Genomic DNA, 15,262 nt, shown 5'->3' on the forward strand with positions numbered 1-15,262 from the left:
TCCAGGGTACGAGTTCTCGGCTGGAGCCATTGGTGCCTCCCGTTTCGGCGGTGCACGTGGGTGTAAGGGGTCACTGGGGCCAGTCCCTGCTCGCTGGGACAAAAAGCTGAAGTTCTTAGGCCGGCACGGCACCTAACCTCGGACTTTTCCTTTCCGGCAGGTATCATGCGGAAGATCCTGGTTGCGTAGCGGCGAGCGCCTGAACCCCGAACTGCGGAAGCGTGTCTGGCGTACGGTCCCTCACTGCTTCCTGTTCCGGCGGCCCGAGGCCGAAGGCGTTCTGGAGCGCGCGAACAGCATCCGCAAGCTCATCGGCGCGTGCCACGGCCGCAATGCACAGCTCCGAGATGGAGATCATTTCGGGACTGATCCCGGCGTCCGAAAGCGCCCTGAAGAAGGTGCTGAGGGTAGTGGGCGAAGAGCGCATCCCGAGTCCGGTGAGCAAGACCTTGCCCACTTCTCCCCTGTGATACAGGGCTTCGAATCCGATGCGGCTCCGGGCCGCGTCCAGGGCGGCAAGGGCTGCCGAGGCCTCCGTGGACGGGAGGGTGAAGGTGATATCGGCAATTTCGGTCCCCGCATCCCGCGGATTTTGGGCGATCATTTCGATGTTCAGACCCGATCCGGCGAGTTCCTGAAGGAGTCGTGAGGCTGTCCTCGAGCAGGCCGGGATACCGGCGACCGTGACTTGTGCCGCGGAGTTAACGCTTGCCACGCCCGAAACCAGAGTCTGTTCGCCTGCGTGCGCATCCGAACGGGGCTGGTCGAGGCCGGGCAGGATCATGGTGCCCCGCTTCTGCACGAACGAAGATCGGACATGAATCGGAACACCGAAGCGGCGAGCGTATTCGATGCATCGGAGGTGGAGAACTTTTGCCCCGGCGGCTGCGAACTCAAGCATTTCCTCGCTGGCGAGCACGTCGATCTTGCGGGCATTGGGGACGATCCGCGGATCTGCCGTATAAATACCGTCGACGTCCGTGTAGATCTCGCAGACGCTTGCACCCAAGGCTGCCGCGAGCGCCACGGCGGTCAGGTCCGAACCTCCCCTCCCAAGAGTGGTGACCGTCTTCCCTTTGCGGCTTTTGCCCTGGAACCCTGCCACGACGGCGACCTCATCGTTCTTCAGGCAGGTACGTATTCGGCGCGGATCGACATCGATAATGCGTGCGTTGCCATGGCAGTCGTCGGTGATGAGGCCCGCCTCGCTGCCGGTGAAGGTCCGGACATCGACGCCGAGATCGGCCAAGGCGATCGCCAGCAAGGCCGCGGAAACGAGTTCGCCGGTCATCAGCAGGGTGTCGAGTTCGCGGGCCGGGGGATGCGGCGAGACACTGGCCGCGAGATCCAACAACTCGTCGGTGGTGTCGCCCATCGCGGAGACGACCGCAACGACGTGATATCCGGATGCCTGTGTCTCAGCCACGCGTTGAGCGGCGCGTCGAATTCCGTCCGCATTCGCTACCGACGAACCGCCGAACTTCTGCACTATGATGTCCGCTGGTCGTCCCGCCGCGACCGCCGCCGCCGGTCGTTCGCCCCACGGCAGCGGCCCGCCGATCGTCGGGGCGCTGCGCGGCAGCTCGAATGAGTCCTGCGCCATGCGGACAGCAGCTTCATCCATGGCTTCATCTATGCGCTTGAAGTTTTTCACCCTGACCCCCAATCCTGCTGGGCTGCCGCTGCACCTCGGGTGCGGTCGCCGCCCCGCCACAAGTCCGGCTTGCCCTGCTGCGCCCGTCCAGAGCAATCCGCCTATTTGCCAATGTTTGCCCGGCCCGGTGTGCCCGCTGCCTGCAGCAGCGCCGAGCTGGCCGCCCGTGGCCTTGGCACGTCCCCACCACGGTTTCCCGGCACTTCGACGTGCCGTTCACCGGCGACCGACCGGACTGCCTCTGCCAGCAGGTCAAGCCCGCGCGTCATGTTTTCCGCGCTGATAGTCAAGGCAGGCATGGCCTTGAGCACTTCTCCCTCCGGCCCGGAGGTTTCCACCAGCAGGCCACGGGCGAAGGACTCGGCGGCAACTTTTCGTGCCATTGTCTGGTCCGGAAAATACACGCCGGCCAAGAGCCCTCGACCACGCACAAGGGCGCCTTCGATGCCGGCCGCCATCGTTGCCAGAGCTGCATGCAACTGTGCTGACCGTGCCGCGATGTCGCGTTCGAATCCCCGGCCGTTCCAGAAGTGCTCCAGGGCCGCGGTCCCGGTCACGAAGGCCGGGTTGTGGCCGCGGAAGGTGCCGTTGTGCTCCCCGGGCTTCCAGATGTCCAATTCGGGCTTTAACAGCATGACGGCAAGCGGCAGCCCGAAACCGGACAGCGATTTCGACAGGCAGACAATATCGGGTTGGATACCTGCTTCCTCAAAGCTGAAGAACGTGCCGGTACGCCCACAACCGGCCTGGACATCATCGACGATCAGAAGCACGCCGTGCTCGTGACAGAGATCAGAGAGTCGCCGCAGCCACCTTCCACTGGCCGCCCTCAATCCTCCCTCGCCCTGAACCGTCTCGACTATGACTGCGGCGGGTTTGTCCAGTCCGGACCCGCTGTCCTCCAACGCATGCTGCAGCCACAGGAAATCTTCCGTGGGCTGGTCGAAGTAGCCGTCGTAAGGGAAGCTGGAGGCGTTATTGAGCGGAACTCCCGCGCCTTGGCGTTTTAGTGAATTCCCCGTTACCGCCAGGGCACCGAGGGTCATCCCGTGAAACGCATTGGTGAAGCCCAACACCTGGTGACGGCCGGTAACCTTGCGCGCCAGCTTCAACGCTGCTTCGACGCTGTTCGTCCCGGTGGGGCCGGTGAACATGACCTTATAGTCGAGACCGCGCGGTGCCAGGATTAGTTCCAGGAACGTCTCTAAGAATCGCCGCTTCGCCGTCGTCTTCATATCAAGTGAATGAATGACCGACCCGGAGCGCAGGTAAGTGATCAGCGGCTCCAGCAGAAGCGGATTATTGTGCCCGTAATTAAGTGCTCCTGCGCCCGAAAAGAAATCCAGGTACTCCCTGCCGTCCTCGCTATGCAGCGTGTCCCCGGCGGCGTGGTCGAAAACGGTATCCCAGGTCCGGCAGTAGCTGCGGACCTCCGACTCCAGAGAGGTAAAAATATCCATCAGTTGCCTGCCTTAGCTGTCGTGGGCCGCCGCCCCGGGCACGTCTCCTCCGGGCGAGGGGAGCGTGTGAGTGCCGGGATGCAGGCGCGGACAACCCCGGCGTCCCGTCCTGCTGCCTCGGACCGTGCGGGACCTCCGCATGTGTAACCATGCGTGTGGCAGGCCCTCGAGACCTTGACGAGTTCTTCGATCATGACGATTCCCCAATCTGTTCAACCGGGTCCCCAATCCGTTCCGCCAGACGGATTCTGCGATCGACCAGCGCGCGCTGTGCTCCTGCGGGGATGCGCGATGCTGCCCGTGTCCCAAACGAGGCCCGTACCCCAATACGGCTGCCGGGATGGATGTCACAGCCCGCCGACGCATGCCCGCGGACTGTCCCGGAACCGATAACCGTCGAAAGCCTCACGCCCCCTTGGTTTCTACCGAAGCTTTCGACAGTTTCAGCCTAGGAAGCGGCTACGTTGTATGCCCAAGTAGCCGACACTCGACTTGGAGCGACAATCCGGCCGATTCCTGCCCCGGCATGACCGACGGCCTACTTGCTGCTTCGCGGGCGGTACTTGGATCCGCGCGTCAGATACTCGCTGTTGGCCCTCACTGATCAAGTACTTCGGCATACCGGATCAACTGCTGGCGGTTCTCGACCCCGAGTTTGCGGTATATCCGGTACAGGTGTCCCTCGGCGGTCCGGGGAGAGAGCGTCAAGGACTCCGCGATCTGCTTGTTGCTGGCGCCCCGGCGCACTAAAAGGACAATTTGTTGCTCCCGCGCGGTCAATGCCGGTGCACTCCCCCGGGCACGCTCGGTCGCAGGAGTCGTGACGCCGTCGAGTCGGCGCAGGGCTACCCGCAATTGGTGCAGTGCACCGTTGTGCTGGCGTTGAAGCCCTTGCCGCTCGTAGATGCCCGATGCCCAGGACATCGCCGTGGCCGCTAGAAGATCTTTGCCTGCCCGCGTTGCCACCTCGGCTGCTGCCATCAAACCCCCCGGATCCGATGAGGCCCTGCTGGACGCGACAGCCGCCAAAGCCTGGGTTTCGGGTCCGTCCAACGGGGCGCACAGTTCCGCGAGACGGGCCGCCCCGCTACCGTCCCCTAGCAGGAGCTGATGCTCCAGGATCTCCTTCTCTGCGCTGACCCATCCCGCGGCACTGGCCGTTGCCGCGGCGGCTTGAAGTTCGTCCAGTAGAAAAACAGGATTCGGGCCTGCCGTTCCCGGCGGGCCCTCGCGGTTTATTGCAGCAGCCGCAGCGTAGGCAGAGGCTACAAGCAGGCGCGGGCGGCTCCCGGCGCCCGCTTCTTCCTGCAGGCCAATCCGGAAGTCCTTGGCTTGCCCGCCGTTGCCCAACAGAGCCGCGCCGGCTGCTGCAGCTCCGAGCACGGAGGGAAGCAGCATCCCCTGATCCTCATGGCGCAGCGGGCCGATACCTTCCGCCAACGATTGGACCGCGGGCTTCATCCGGCCCCTTCGAAAGAGAAGCAGTCCCCGCAGAGCGGATTCATTGCCTGAAAACCAACGGTGCCGGCACGGCGCGGTCCTGCTGTATTCATCCAGGGCGCGTTCGGCCTCCTGGTAGCGGCCGGCGATCAACAGGGACTCCAAATTCCGGGAGAAGACAAAGGGATAGAAGGCCCGCAGCGAGGGAGTTGCCGCGACCAACTTCAGGGCCTCTGTCCCGGCTTCCGCCGCCTGCCGGAAGCGGCCGGTTTCCGCCAGGCAAAGCGCCTTGACGGTACCGGCAAGCAGCCGGGTAACTCCAGCATCCTCAGGCCCAGGGGCAGGGGCGTTCGCCAGCCGATCAAGGGCCGTCCCGAAGTCTCCTTCCAACATGTGCGCATAAGCCTGCAGCAACCAAGCACCGGTTGCTGCATCCAGGCAGGCGGCCGCTGCGACCGGAGCGTCGCCCGGGGCCGTCGAGGGTTGCGCCCCCGCTGCTTCCATCCAACCGGAGGAAATCTTTTCAAGCTGGGCCCGGTAGCCGGCTTCCGGCTCCACGAGGGACGCCCGGAGCAGCGCTGCGGCCGCGATTGTCCGATGGTCCACGTTCTCATGGATCAGGTCCAGTGCCGTTTTGGCCTCCGAGCTATCACCCAGCCCCCAATGAGCGCGCGCTCGTTCCACCAGAGCGGCAGGCTGGCCGTTCGTGCCGGCATCGGCAAGCCTCAAGGCCAGCGGATGGTCACACTCGTCATTGGCGGCACACGCGGCACGCAGTGATTCTTCAGGTGACGGCGGCCGGCCGGCGTCAACCTGCCAGCGCACCAGCTCCACCCTGGCTCTCTCAGGCGCAGGTTCCAGACGGTTCATGACGTCCAAAAATTGGTTGAGAAGTTCCCCACTGCAGCCTGCGGGCACCATGGATCGGATAACGTCCGCGTACGGCGGGAACCGAAGCCGCACGGCGAGGTTTCCGGTGCGCATATCCGCCAACAGCCCCATCTCCTCCAAGGATCGGATCGCCGTACTGTCGAAGAGGGCACCGGCCGCTGCAGCGGGCACGGAGCCGGCCAACGCCGCGATGTCCACCACACGCCGCTGAGATGCCTCCAGCCCGTTAACCAGTCCCTTGAACAGATCAGTGGTACCTGGATCCAGGCCAGTGGGTTCCCGGATCATCCGCCACACTCCGTGGTGCTGCACCACATTGCCGGCTGCAGCAGCATGGCCGGCCAGGGCCTTCAGGAGGTGCGGATTTCCCAAAGACTTGTGCTGCAGCATCAGCACCGTCCCGCCTGCTACGGTCCCTCCGAACATCTGTTCAAGGGTGTTGCGGACTTCCGCCGTCGTGAGCGGCGACACTTCGAAGGCTTCCAGGATCCCGTCCTGGCACAATTCAAGGAGCTCCCGCGGCTGCGTGCTCCAGCTTCTACAGAGCGCAAGGATCTTGAGCGAGCGCGCCATGACCAGTTGCGCCAGCAGATGGCTGCTCGCGTCGTCCAGATCATGGACATCGTCGACAATCAGCAACAGGGGACGAGCCTCGCCTGCGGGGCCCTTGGCAAGGGAGGAGCGCACCGTCCGCAGGACTGCCAGCGGAGATTCCAACTCCGCGGGGGTCACTCCCCTCAGATAAGGAAAGAGCGCGCCGTAGGGCACCTGTGCCAGGGTTGGTTCGGCCCGTGCCCGCTGCACCCGCACCGTGTCCCCAAGGTTCCGGACAACCTCATCCGCGACAGTGGACTTCCCTATGCCGGCGTCTCCGTAAAGCACCGCGCCGCCGGTTGCCGGGCCGGCGAGGCAAACGGTCACCGCGTCGACGAGGTTCCGGCGCCCGCCCGCGAAGCCGGACACGCTCATGCGGTTGAGCCAGGGGACTCCGGAGCCAGCATCTCGGCCAACTCTTGACGGCTGCGAATGAGCAGTTTGGAAAATACCTGGTACAAGTGGCCTTCGACCGTTCTGGTCGAGACACCCAGTTCCCGGGCAACAGCGTGATTGCTGCGGCCTTCGGCAACAAACCTGGCAACAGCCTGTTCACGCGCCGTGAGGCGCCCGCGCCAGGCAGCCTCGTAGCCTGATTCCGTCCCGTCCTCAAGGAGTGTACGAACCTTGCGCCTGACCCTGCGGAGTACATCGGCGCGTCCCAATCTGTCTGCGGCCGCCTCAGCCTGGCCGGCCACGTCGCGGGCAAAGGTCAGTTGACCGGCTCGAGCCGCTTGCTCGGCCGCTTGGAGAAGCAGGCTGGCGTTTCCGGCAGCGAGGCCCTTCCCATACGTTTCGCAGATACTGGCGAAAGGTCCTTGGCACCGCGTGGCAAGTTCCAGCAGCCGTTGATCCTCGTCCACCCCGGATAGACGCACCATGGCCGCCAGCGCCATCATCTCGAGTGCGCCGACCGCCGCCGACCGGTCCGCAGCCGCGTGCTGCCGCAGCAGCCGCAGCGCACCTTCGACGTCGCCGCTGGCCGCCCGTGCCATGGCGCGAAAGTGCCCTTCCAGGCGGCCAATGAGCCAGGGGCTTGCCCCGCCGCCGGGTGGCTCTGTTCCCGCCTCGCCGCCGGCTTCATTGAGCATGGCCCGGCAGTAAGCCGAGGCCGCTTCGGCCAAAGCTGCCAATCCGTCGGGATCCGCTTCCGACAACTGCGCGCGGGCAGAGCGCAGCAGGCCCGCTGCACGGTGCAGATCACCGGTCAAGGCCAGCACGATGCCGTCAACAAGTTCCTCCCACGTACCGCCGGGATCACCACGGCGGCCGCACTGGCGGATATGCCCGGCGGAGTCCAGCCAGGAGCCGGACAGCAAGTAGGCTGCGGCGCGGTGCTGGTGGATCTCCAGGCGGCGTTCTTCAGCCACCGTTGCAAGGTCGGGCCACGGCTCGTCGGCAACCGCCAGCGCATCGTCGCTGCGCCCGGTGGCTGCCAAGGACTCGCAGAGCAGGGCCCGGCTGAGCAGCCTCTGCCACGTCGGGACAAAGGGATCCTCTGCACAGCGCCGAAGCAGGTCTACCGAGCCAGCGTACTCACCCTGGAAGACCATGGACCGGGCCGTATCCAGCGGCGGCACCAAGCCATTCCGGACTGGTTCCGGGTGGCTGTGGAGGGTCGTCCGGGTCACGGCCGGTGGCCGGGACCGATAGTGGCCGTCGGGCGACGTAGCTCGGAGGGCCTCGGCCATGAGCCGGTCAGCGATTTCGGCCACTGGGGCCGGACGGTAACCGATGCCAACTATCCCGCGATACTGAAGCTGGTCCAAGGCACCGCCGCGCCCGGTCGCCTGCAGATCGGACAGGGGAAGACCGCCGGATTCCGCGAGTTGGCGGGCGAGATCCAGAACGTCGTCGTTCAAACCGCTCAGGTTCGCGCACACAGTGCTCACCGTGGGCGGCCCCAGCCGGACCGGTTTTCCGGTGTGGACCCATACACCGTTCCGTTCCCGGAGAGCACCTGAGGATGCGTAATCCCTGACCAGCAACGGAACCAGCCGTGGACTCCCGCCGGAATGCGCCTGCAGCACCCGCGCCGCTTCGCGTGAAAGCCGTCCGTCCAGCCCGGTCGCAGCCAGCTGCCCAACTTCCGACTGGTTCAGGGGAGGCAGGTCGATCCGCCTCATTCGCGGGTCGTGGCCCAGGCTCAGGAACGCCGGCGGAACCGCCGAAAAATCCCGGGCGAGAATAATGGTTCGTACGTCTCCCCTCGTGACCAGTTGGCCGAGCAGTGTCGCGGAGTCGCCGTCGATATGCTCCGCATTGTCGATCAGCAGGACGATGTCTCTGCCGCCGGCTGCCTGGCTCAGTTGTTGTGACAATCCGTCCAGAACCAGCATCGGGTGCGTCAGTTGCGAGTCATCCAACTCGGCCAGCAAGTATGTCAGCGCCCCGTAGGAGCGGCTGCGCGCGTACTCGGTGCCGCGCAGTTGGACGACCAGGACGCGTTCCCCAAGATGTTCAACCACATGCCGTGCCAGCAGGGTCTTCCCGTATCCAGAGGGCGCGACGACGACCGCGCCCGCGGATTCCCTGTCCGTCAGCGCTTCAAGAACCGCTCCTGCCGCCTCCACCCGGCCGATCAGAACGGCGTCCGGGCCGGGCACAAGCGCATGACTGAATAAAGTGTCAGCCTTCATGGCGAGACCGTCTTTCTTCCCCTGCCCCCAACGCCCGACCCCCATCGGACGTAAAATTAACCATAGCCAGCGAGTCCGGCCTTGTACACGAGTAGCGGCGCGGGTGGGCCGGGAACGGCAGCGGCAGATGATTTACGACGGCGAAGGTATAGTCCCGGTCTCGAAGGACTACTCCACCCCGCGGCCAGGGCTTTGGAGACGGGAAGCCTCCTGAGACGGGAACGGAGCCGACCACGGGAGTAGGCAGTCACCCCCGTCGCCGGCCCCGCTCAGGAACCTGTGAAGATTGGTTGAAACTAAGTCAGGCCGCCGCTGTCAGGCCTTGCCGTCGAAGAGGCTCGTGACCGAGCCGTCTTCGAAGACTTCGCGGACCGCGCGGGCGATCAGCGGAGCAATCGACAGGACGGTCAACTCCTTGAAGTTCTTCTCCGGCGGGATCGGCAGCGTGTTGGTGACCACCACTTCCCGGGCACCGCTCTCGGACAGCCGGCGGGCGGCGGGATCCGAGAACACGGCGTGCGTTGCCGCGATGATGACGTCCTTGGCGCCGGCGTTCTTCAGGACCTGTACGGCGCCGGAAATGGTTCCTCCGGTATCGATCATGTCGTCGATCAGCACGCAAGTGCGGCCCTCAACCAAGCCGACGACCTGCTTCGACACGGCCTGGTTGGGCGCGTTCACGTCGCGGGACTTGTGCACGAAGGCCAGCGGAGCCCCGCCCAGGCGCTCGGCCCACTGTTCGGCAACGCGGACGCGGCCGGTGTCCGGGGACACCACGGTCACGTTGTCCAGGTCCACCCGTGTGCGCACGTACTCGGCCAGAAGCGGGATGGCCATCAGGTGGTCGACCGGACCGTCGAAGAAGCCCTGGATCTGCGCCGTGTGCAGGTCGACGGACATCAGCCGGTCCGCGCCGGCCGTCTTGTACATATCGGCCACCAGACGGGCCGAGATCGGCTCCCGGCCGCGGTGCTTCTTGTCCTGACGGGCATACGGGTAAAACGGAGCGACCACGGTGATGCGCTTGGCCGAGGCCCGCTTGAGCGTGTCCACCATGATCAGGTGCTCCATCAGCCATTCGTTGATGGGAGCCGGGTGCGCTTGGATCACGAAGGCGTCGGTACCGCGCACGCTTTCCTCGAACCGGACGTAGATCTCGCCGTTTGCGAAGTCGTAGGCGGACGTCGGCAGGAGGTCGATCTCCAACTCTTTGGCGATCTCCCGCGCCAGTTCCGGATGGGCGCGTCCGGAGGCCAGCACCAGCCTCTTTTCGCCCTGTGCCTTGATACCGCTCATGAAGGATCACTTTCTGCAGTTGGGGATTGCGTGGAGGAAGTTCGGGTGGCAGCTTCTGCAGATGAGCTGCCGGGGCGGTTCTTCTGCACCCAGCCGTCAAGGTTCCGTTGCGGTGCGACGCTGACCGCGAGCGCTCCGGGCGGCACATCCTTGCGGATCACCGCGCCTGCGCCGGAGTAGGCACCGTCACCCACGTGCACGGGAGCCACAAAGACGGTGTTCGAGCCGGTGCGCACGTTCGAGCCGATGACGGTACGGTGCTTCTTTTCGCCGTCGTAATTGGCGGTGATGTTGCCACAGCCAATGTTGGCATACTCACCGATCTCCGCATCCCCGGCATAGCCCAGGTGGGACAGCTTGGCGCCCTTGCCGATGGTCACGTTCTTGGTCTCGTAGAACGCGCCAATCTTGCCCTTCTCGCCCAGCACCGTGCCGGGGCGCAGGTAGGTGAACGGGCCAACGGTGGCGCCTGACCCGATCTCGGAATCGGTGCCGTGCGTCCTGACGACCGATGCGCCCTCGCCCACGGTCACGTTCGTCAGGGTCGTGTCCGGCCCCACCACGGCATCGGAGGCGACGTGCGTGGCGCCGTGCAGTTGGGTGCCGGGCAGCAGCGTCACGTCGGTGCCGAACGTCACCGTCGAGTCGATCCAGGTGGATGAGGGATCCACGATGCTGACGCCGGCCCGCATGGCCGCGTCCAAGACCCGCCGGTTGTGCTCCGCCCCCAGGGCAGCCAACTGGACCCGGTCGTTGGCCCCCTCCACCTGCCAGCGGTCGGTGGTGACGACGGCGGCTACCCGGCCGCCGTCGGCCCGGGCCAGCGACAGCACGTCGGTCAGGTACTTCTCGCCTTGGGCGTTGTCCGTGGTGATCCTGGACAGGGCGGCGCGAAGGACGCCGGCATCGAAGGCATAGATTCCGGAGTTGACCTCACGGATCGCGCGCTGTTCGTCCGTGGCGTCCTTGTGCTCGACGATGCCCTGGACACTGCCGTCGTCGGCGCGGATGATCCGCCCGTATCCGCCGGCGTCATCGAGGACCGCGGTCAGCACGGTAACGGCATTTCCACTGGAGGCGTGTTCGGCCACGAGTTCCTTCAGCAGCGCCGTGGTCAGCAGCGGAACATCGCCGTAGGTGACCACCACGGGTCCGTCCGGCTGGGCGGGAAGGGCCTCCAGCGCCACCTCCACTGCGCGCCCGGTACCGGGGATCTCGTCCTGGTCGACGATCAGTACGTCCGGATCCAGCGAAGTAATGTGTTCCGCCACCTGGTCACGCTCGTGGCGTACGACGGCGGCGAGCACCGCGGGTGCCAGGCCGCGGGCCGCAGCGAGCGCGTGGCCCACCATGGAGACGCCGCCGATCTCATGCAGGATCTTGGGCTTTTTGGACTTCATCCGGGTGCCCGCCCCCGCGGCCAGGACGATGACCGCTGCCGGTGTTGAAGCGTTTGTGACGTTTTGTTCAGGGACGTCCTGGGGGCTCACTAAGTAGCACTCCTCGCTGCGGTGATTCCGGTGTGGCCGGTGCATTTGGGTTAACGGCATCCTACCTGCCGCGGCACCTCCGGTTTACCGGCCGGTGGTCGTTCCGCCCATAGGATTCGAACCTATACTCCACGGCTCCAAAGGCCGGGGTGCTGCCATTACACCAGGGCGGACCGTGCCACCAAGAACACTGACCCGGTGGCACAAGTGTCCATTTTGCCACGTTTGCCAACCTCGATGCGACTCGGCGGCACGGGCCGCCGACACATGGGATCCGTGCCGGTCACTCCGCCCCGGTCGCCAGGCTTGGTACGTCTTCACAGGATGGCTCGAGGGCCGCCGGCAGGCTGGCACCGCTGCGCAACAGCCGGGTCATGAGTGCTGCCGACACCGGCTTGCTGAAGTAGAACCCCTGGCCACCGCTACAGCCAAGATCGCGCAATTGTTCGGCCTGTTCCCGCGTCTCTATGCCCTCGAAGATCGCGTCCAGCCCCGCAGCACGAATGAGCTGAAGTACGGCACCGATGAAGTCCTGCTGGGAGCCGTCGGCTGAATGCGTAGCAATGATGGACCGGTCCACCTTGACCATGTCAACGGGCAACCGGCGCAGGTAGCTGATCGATGAGTAGCCGGTTCCGAAGTCATCAATTTCAATGCCGATCCCGAGCTTGCGAAGGGCAAGCAAGGAGTAGGTCTCGACTTCTCCCCCGGTAACCAAACCGGTCTCCGTGATTTCCAGCACCAGCGACTCGGCCGGCATCCCGGAATCCCGCAAGACGCCCCGAACGTGCTCCACCAAGTCGATGCGCTGGAGCTCGGCTACCGAGAGGTTTACGCGGATCTGGAACGCCGGGTCCAGGTTCAGATCGGCGGACCACTGGGCAAACTGGTGTGCGGCCGCCGACAATGTCCACCGGCCCAGGTCAACAATCAGGCCGGTCTGTTCCGCCATGGGGATGAAATCGGTCGGCATCACCCGTCCACGCACCGGGTGGTTCCACCGGATCAACGCTTCCACCCCGATCGGCAGGCCCGTGCACAGATCCACCACCGGTTGGTACTCGAGCTCGAAACCGCCGGTCGCGATGGCGCCGCGGAGTTCGGACGCCATCTGATTGTGCAGTTGGCGCGCCTGGAGCATGTGGGACTGGAAGACCTTGGTGCGGTTCTGAGAGTCTTTTTTCGCCTCGTACATGGCCGTGTCCGCGTCCAGCAGCAGGCTCTGCGCGGTTTGTCCCGCATCTGCCACCCGGACGCCAATGCTGGCCTGGGGCCAGACGGTGACTTCGTCCAGTTGGATTTCGTCATTGAGCACGCCCAGAATCCGCTGGGCCACTTGGAGCGCGAGGTCCGTCGTCGCGCGCGGAAGAAGGACAGCAAATTCGTCACCGCCCAGCCGTGCCACCGTGTCGCCATCGCGCACGACGGACCTCAGCCTGTTCGCCACGACGGTGAGTACGCGGTCGCCGGCGTCGTGGCCAAAACTGTCGTTGACCTGCTTGAAGGAATCCAAATCCAGCAGGAGCAAAGCCGGGGCGCGCTGGCCGGACCGCGCATCATCGAGCGCTACGTCCATGTCCTTGGCCAGGGCTGTGCGGTTCGCCAGCCCGGTCAAGGCATCTGTGAGGGCCATCCGGCTCATGTCCCGATGGGCCTGACGCAGTTCGGCCGTGCGTTGCTCGACGCGCTGTTCCAATTCCATGTAGCTGAGCTGCAGTTCCTCGGCTAAGAGGTTGACGCCCGTGATGACGGCGTCAATATCGTCGCGTGCCGGGGAGGGGGCGATCCTGGTGGTCAGATCGCCTCCGGCCAGGCGAACCATCCCGTCGACCAACTGCTGGAGCCGAGGATCGGGATTATGCGGCATTGTCCCGTTCCAGCCACGCGAGGGCCTGTGGTTCGGAGTCAAAGTAGCGGACCGGGCATTCGGACGGTTCGGTTCCCAGCACGAAGTTGGCGATCACGCGGTCTACCGGAGACTCGCCCACGAGGGCAATGGCGGATGCGTTTGTCTGCCGCCCCAGCATCGACCGGGCCATGCGGGAAATCGAGGTGACGCCCGTCATCCGCATCAGGACGCGGCAAGGATGGCCGCCGGAAAGCACGCGAAGTTTCGTTGACGTGCGGGCCGCGACTTCGTCGGTGAAGGCTGCTCCGCGCGGAAGATCGACGCTGATGATGCCGTCGCCGGCACAGATCACATCGGCTGCAACGGCATCGGCCGCGTCAACCACGCGCCTCATGCGGCCGCGTCGTCATTGGATACCGCTCCTGCAACCCTCTCGGGCCAGCCATGACCTAGCACGTGCATCCGCTCTCCAACGATTCGGTGGAAGCTTTCGCTCCCGTCCAACAAATCCAGAACTTACTGCTTCAGAACTGCCAATTGTTCACAGCGTAAACGAACGGAGTTCACGACACGCTCAATGACACGATGAAGAATGCATGTTACGAAGCCTTCGGAAACTCGGCGATTGCAGCCGCGACCTGCGCCGCCCGATCCTTGGCGCCGGCTTGGGTGAAATACGCTTGGCTGTCCTTCAAATGGCGTAGGGCCGATGCACCATCACCTTGTTCCTGAAGGGCTTTGGCAAGCAACATATTTGCTTCACCCGCCGTGTGGTGTGCCATCGCCGAGGACTGCGCACAAATCGACGTCAGCAGCTCAATTGCGCTGCTCGATTCACCGTTAAGAAAGTGCCAATGCGCACGATTGAGCATGTTTTTGAAGAGGTCCCCGTCATCCGTACCGATAATGGTCGCCGCGAGTTCAGCACGTTCCATGCAATCGGCCGTTTCTGTGTCGGCGATACCGGCCGTCAACCTCATAGCCGCCGAAGCGCGGTTGAACCATGCCCAAAGAGCGAGATCATTCGAAGGCGATAGATGCTCAGCCGCCAGCTTGTGATACTTCACCCCATCGGCAGCCTGCTGTCTAAGGAAAGCGACGTTCCCCGCGACCCAATAACACTTTCCTGCCGTTTGAGTATCGACGGTGGTGTCAATCAGCCGTATGAGTTGCTGACTTTCCTGCCAAGCGCGTTCCAATTGGTCGCTCTCCGCCAAGGCAGCAATGAGTGCCAGCAAGGAACCTATACGCAGGTCCTGCGGCACCTCACCGCCGCGAGCAATCCTGGCGGCCCTGACACCATATCCAACCGCTTGTTCAAGTTCACCCACCGCTTGGCTAACGTCGGACAAGAGGTTTAGTGCTCGACACTGAAGCTCGGCCGACCCAACCGTTAGTGGATGTTCCAGCAAGAGCGCAGCCGTATCAATGCAGGCGCGATTAAGTCCCATTGCCCGCTGACAATCAGCTTGGAACATAGTCATCTGCCACCACGTAGAATCATCGCCGGCAGCTAGAGCCCTTGCAGATACTTGCTTCGCGAGGTTGAGCGCCTGCGCATATTCTCTGCGCGCGAAAGCCTCACGAGCCCGCAGTTGAGCAAAAACTGTGCTTCCCTCAGGATCGGCCGACACCATGTGCGAATCCTCCAAACGCTAATGGCCGGGCGATAGCTCGTACTCCCACCCGCATACGATCATATTCCGGGGGCCGCCCCGCCGGCCTGAAGACACCCTGTGTGTCGTTTAACCCCTAGGTGAATAGGTAGCCATGAATGTACACTTGTCGATGTCACCACCGCTGCATAGATTTGCAAAACTGTGCATAACCAAGAGGGAGCCCCGATGAGGAAAATTACGGCATCAGTACTTTTAGCAGCAGTTTTGGCTGTTACCGGCGCCACGGCTGCCTCAGCCGCTGATAGCAAGCCGTCGCTGGTCGTTGGCGGC

Annotated in this window: 9 protein-coding genes and 1 tRNA gene; all 10 read right to left on the bottom strand. The window is 64.2% G+C overall.

Going from position 1 to position 15,262, the window contains the following annotated elements; translation table 11 throughout:
- Positions 1 to 163: 163 nt before the first annotated feature.
- On the bottom strand, positions 164 to 1,654 hold the full coding sequence (locus AC5RUP_RS13665) for an aspartate kinase (protein WP_494153214.1): 1,491 nt from the start codon (positions 1,652 to 1,654) through the stop codon (positions 164 to 166).
- Positions 1,655 to 1,755: 101 nt separating this feature from the next.
- On the bottom strand, positions 1,756 to 3,114 hold the full coding sequence (ectB, locus tag AC5RUP_RS13670) for a diaminobutyrate--2-oxoglutarate transaminase (RefSeq protein WP_494153213.1): 1,359 nt from the start codon (positions 3,112 to 3,114) through the stop codon (positions 1,756 to 1,758).
- A 597-nt stretch (positions 3,115 to 3,711) separates the two neighbouring features.
- Complete coding sequence (locus tag AC5RUP_RS13675; protein WP_494153212.1) at positions 3,712 to 6,414, bottom strand: helix-turn-helix transcriptional regulator; 2,703 nt, start codon at positions 6,412 to 6,414, stop codon at positions 3,712 to 3,714.
- Complete coding sequence (locus tag AC5RUP_RS13680) at positions 6,411 to 8,678, bottom strand: LuxR C-terminal-related transcriptional regulator (protein WP_494153211.1); 2,268 nt, start codon at positions 8,676 to 8,678, stop codon at positions 6,411 to 6,413. Before AC5RUP_RS13680 ends, AC5RUP_RS13675 begins: the two co-directional genes overlap by 4 nt.
- Positions 8,679 to 8,993: 315 nt before the next feature.
- Entirely contained in the window at positions 8,994 to 9,974 is a 981-nt protein-coding gene (locus AC5RUP_RS13685; protein ID WP_494068170.1) for a ribose-phosphate diphosphokinase, read from the bottom strand.
- A complete protein-coding gene (gene glmU, locus AC5RUP_RS13690; protein WP_494153210.1) occupies positions 9,971 to 11,509 on the bottom strand; it encodes a bifunctional UDP-N-acetylglucosamine diphosphorylase/glucosamine-1-phosphate N-acetyltransferase GlmU in 1,539 nt (512 codons plus the stop codon). Before glmU ends, AC5RUP_RS13685 begins: the two co-directional genes overlap by 4 nt.
- Before the next feature lie 56 nt (positions 11,510 to 11,565).
- Positions 11,566 to 11,637: transfer RNA gene (locus AC5RUP_RS13695), tRNA-Gln, on the bottom strand.
- A gap of 110 nt (positions 11,638 to 11,747) precedes the next feature.
- Positions 11,748 to 13,331, bottom strand: coding sequence for a putative bifunctional diguanylate cyclase/phosphodiesterase (locus AC5RUP_RS13700; protein ID WP_494133393.1), 1,584 nt, complete (start codon positions 13,329 to 13,331; stop codon positions 11,748 to 11,750).
- Entirely contained in the window at positions 13,321 to 13,707 is a 387-nt protein-coding gene (locus AC5RUP_RS13705; RefSeq protein WP_494133394.1) for a SpoIIAA family protein, read from the bottom strand. Before AC5RUP_RS13705 ends, AC5RUP_RS13700 begins: the two co-directional genes overlap by 11 nt.
- Before the next feature lie 205 nt (positions 13,708 to 13,912).
- Positions 13,913 to 14,950 carry a hypothetical protein gene (locus AC5RUP_RS13710; RefSeq protein WP_494153209.1) on the bottom strand — a complete coding sequence of 346 codons (1,038 nt, stop codon included), beginning with the start codon at positions 14,948 to 14,950 and terminating at the stop codon, positions 13,913 to 13,915.
- Between the last annotated feature and the right edge of the window lie 312 nt (positions 14,951 to 15,262).

Source organism: Arthrobacter sp. Y3223151 (assembly GCF_059091125.1).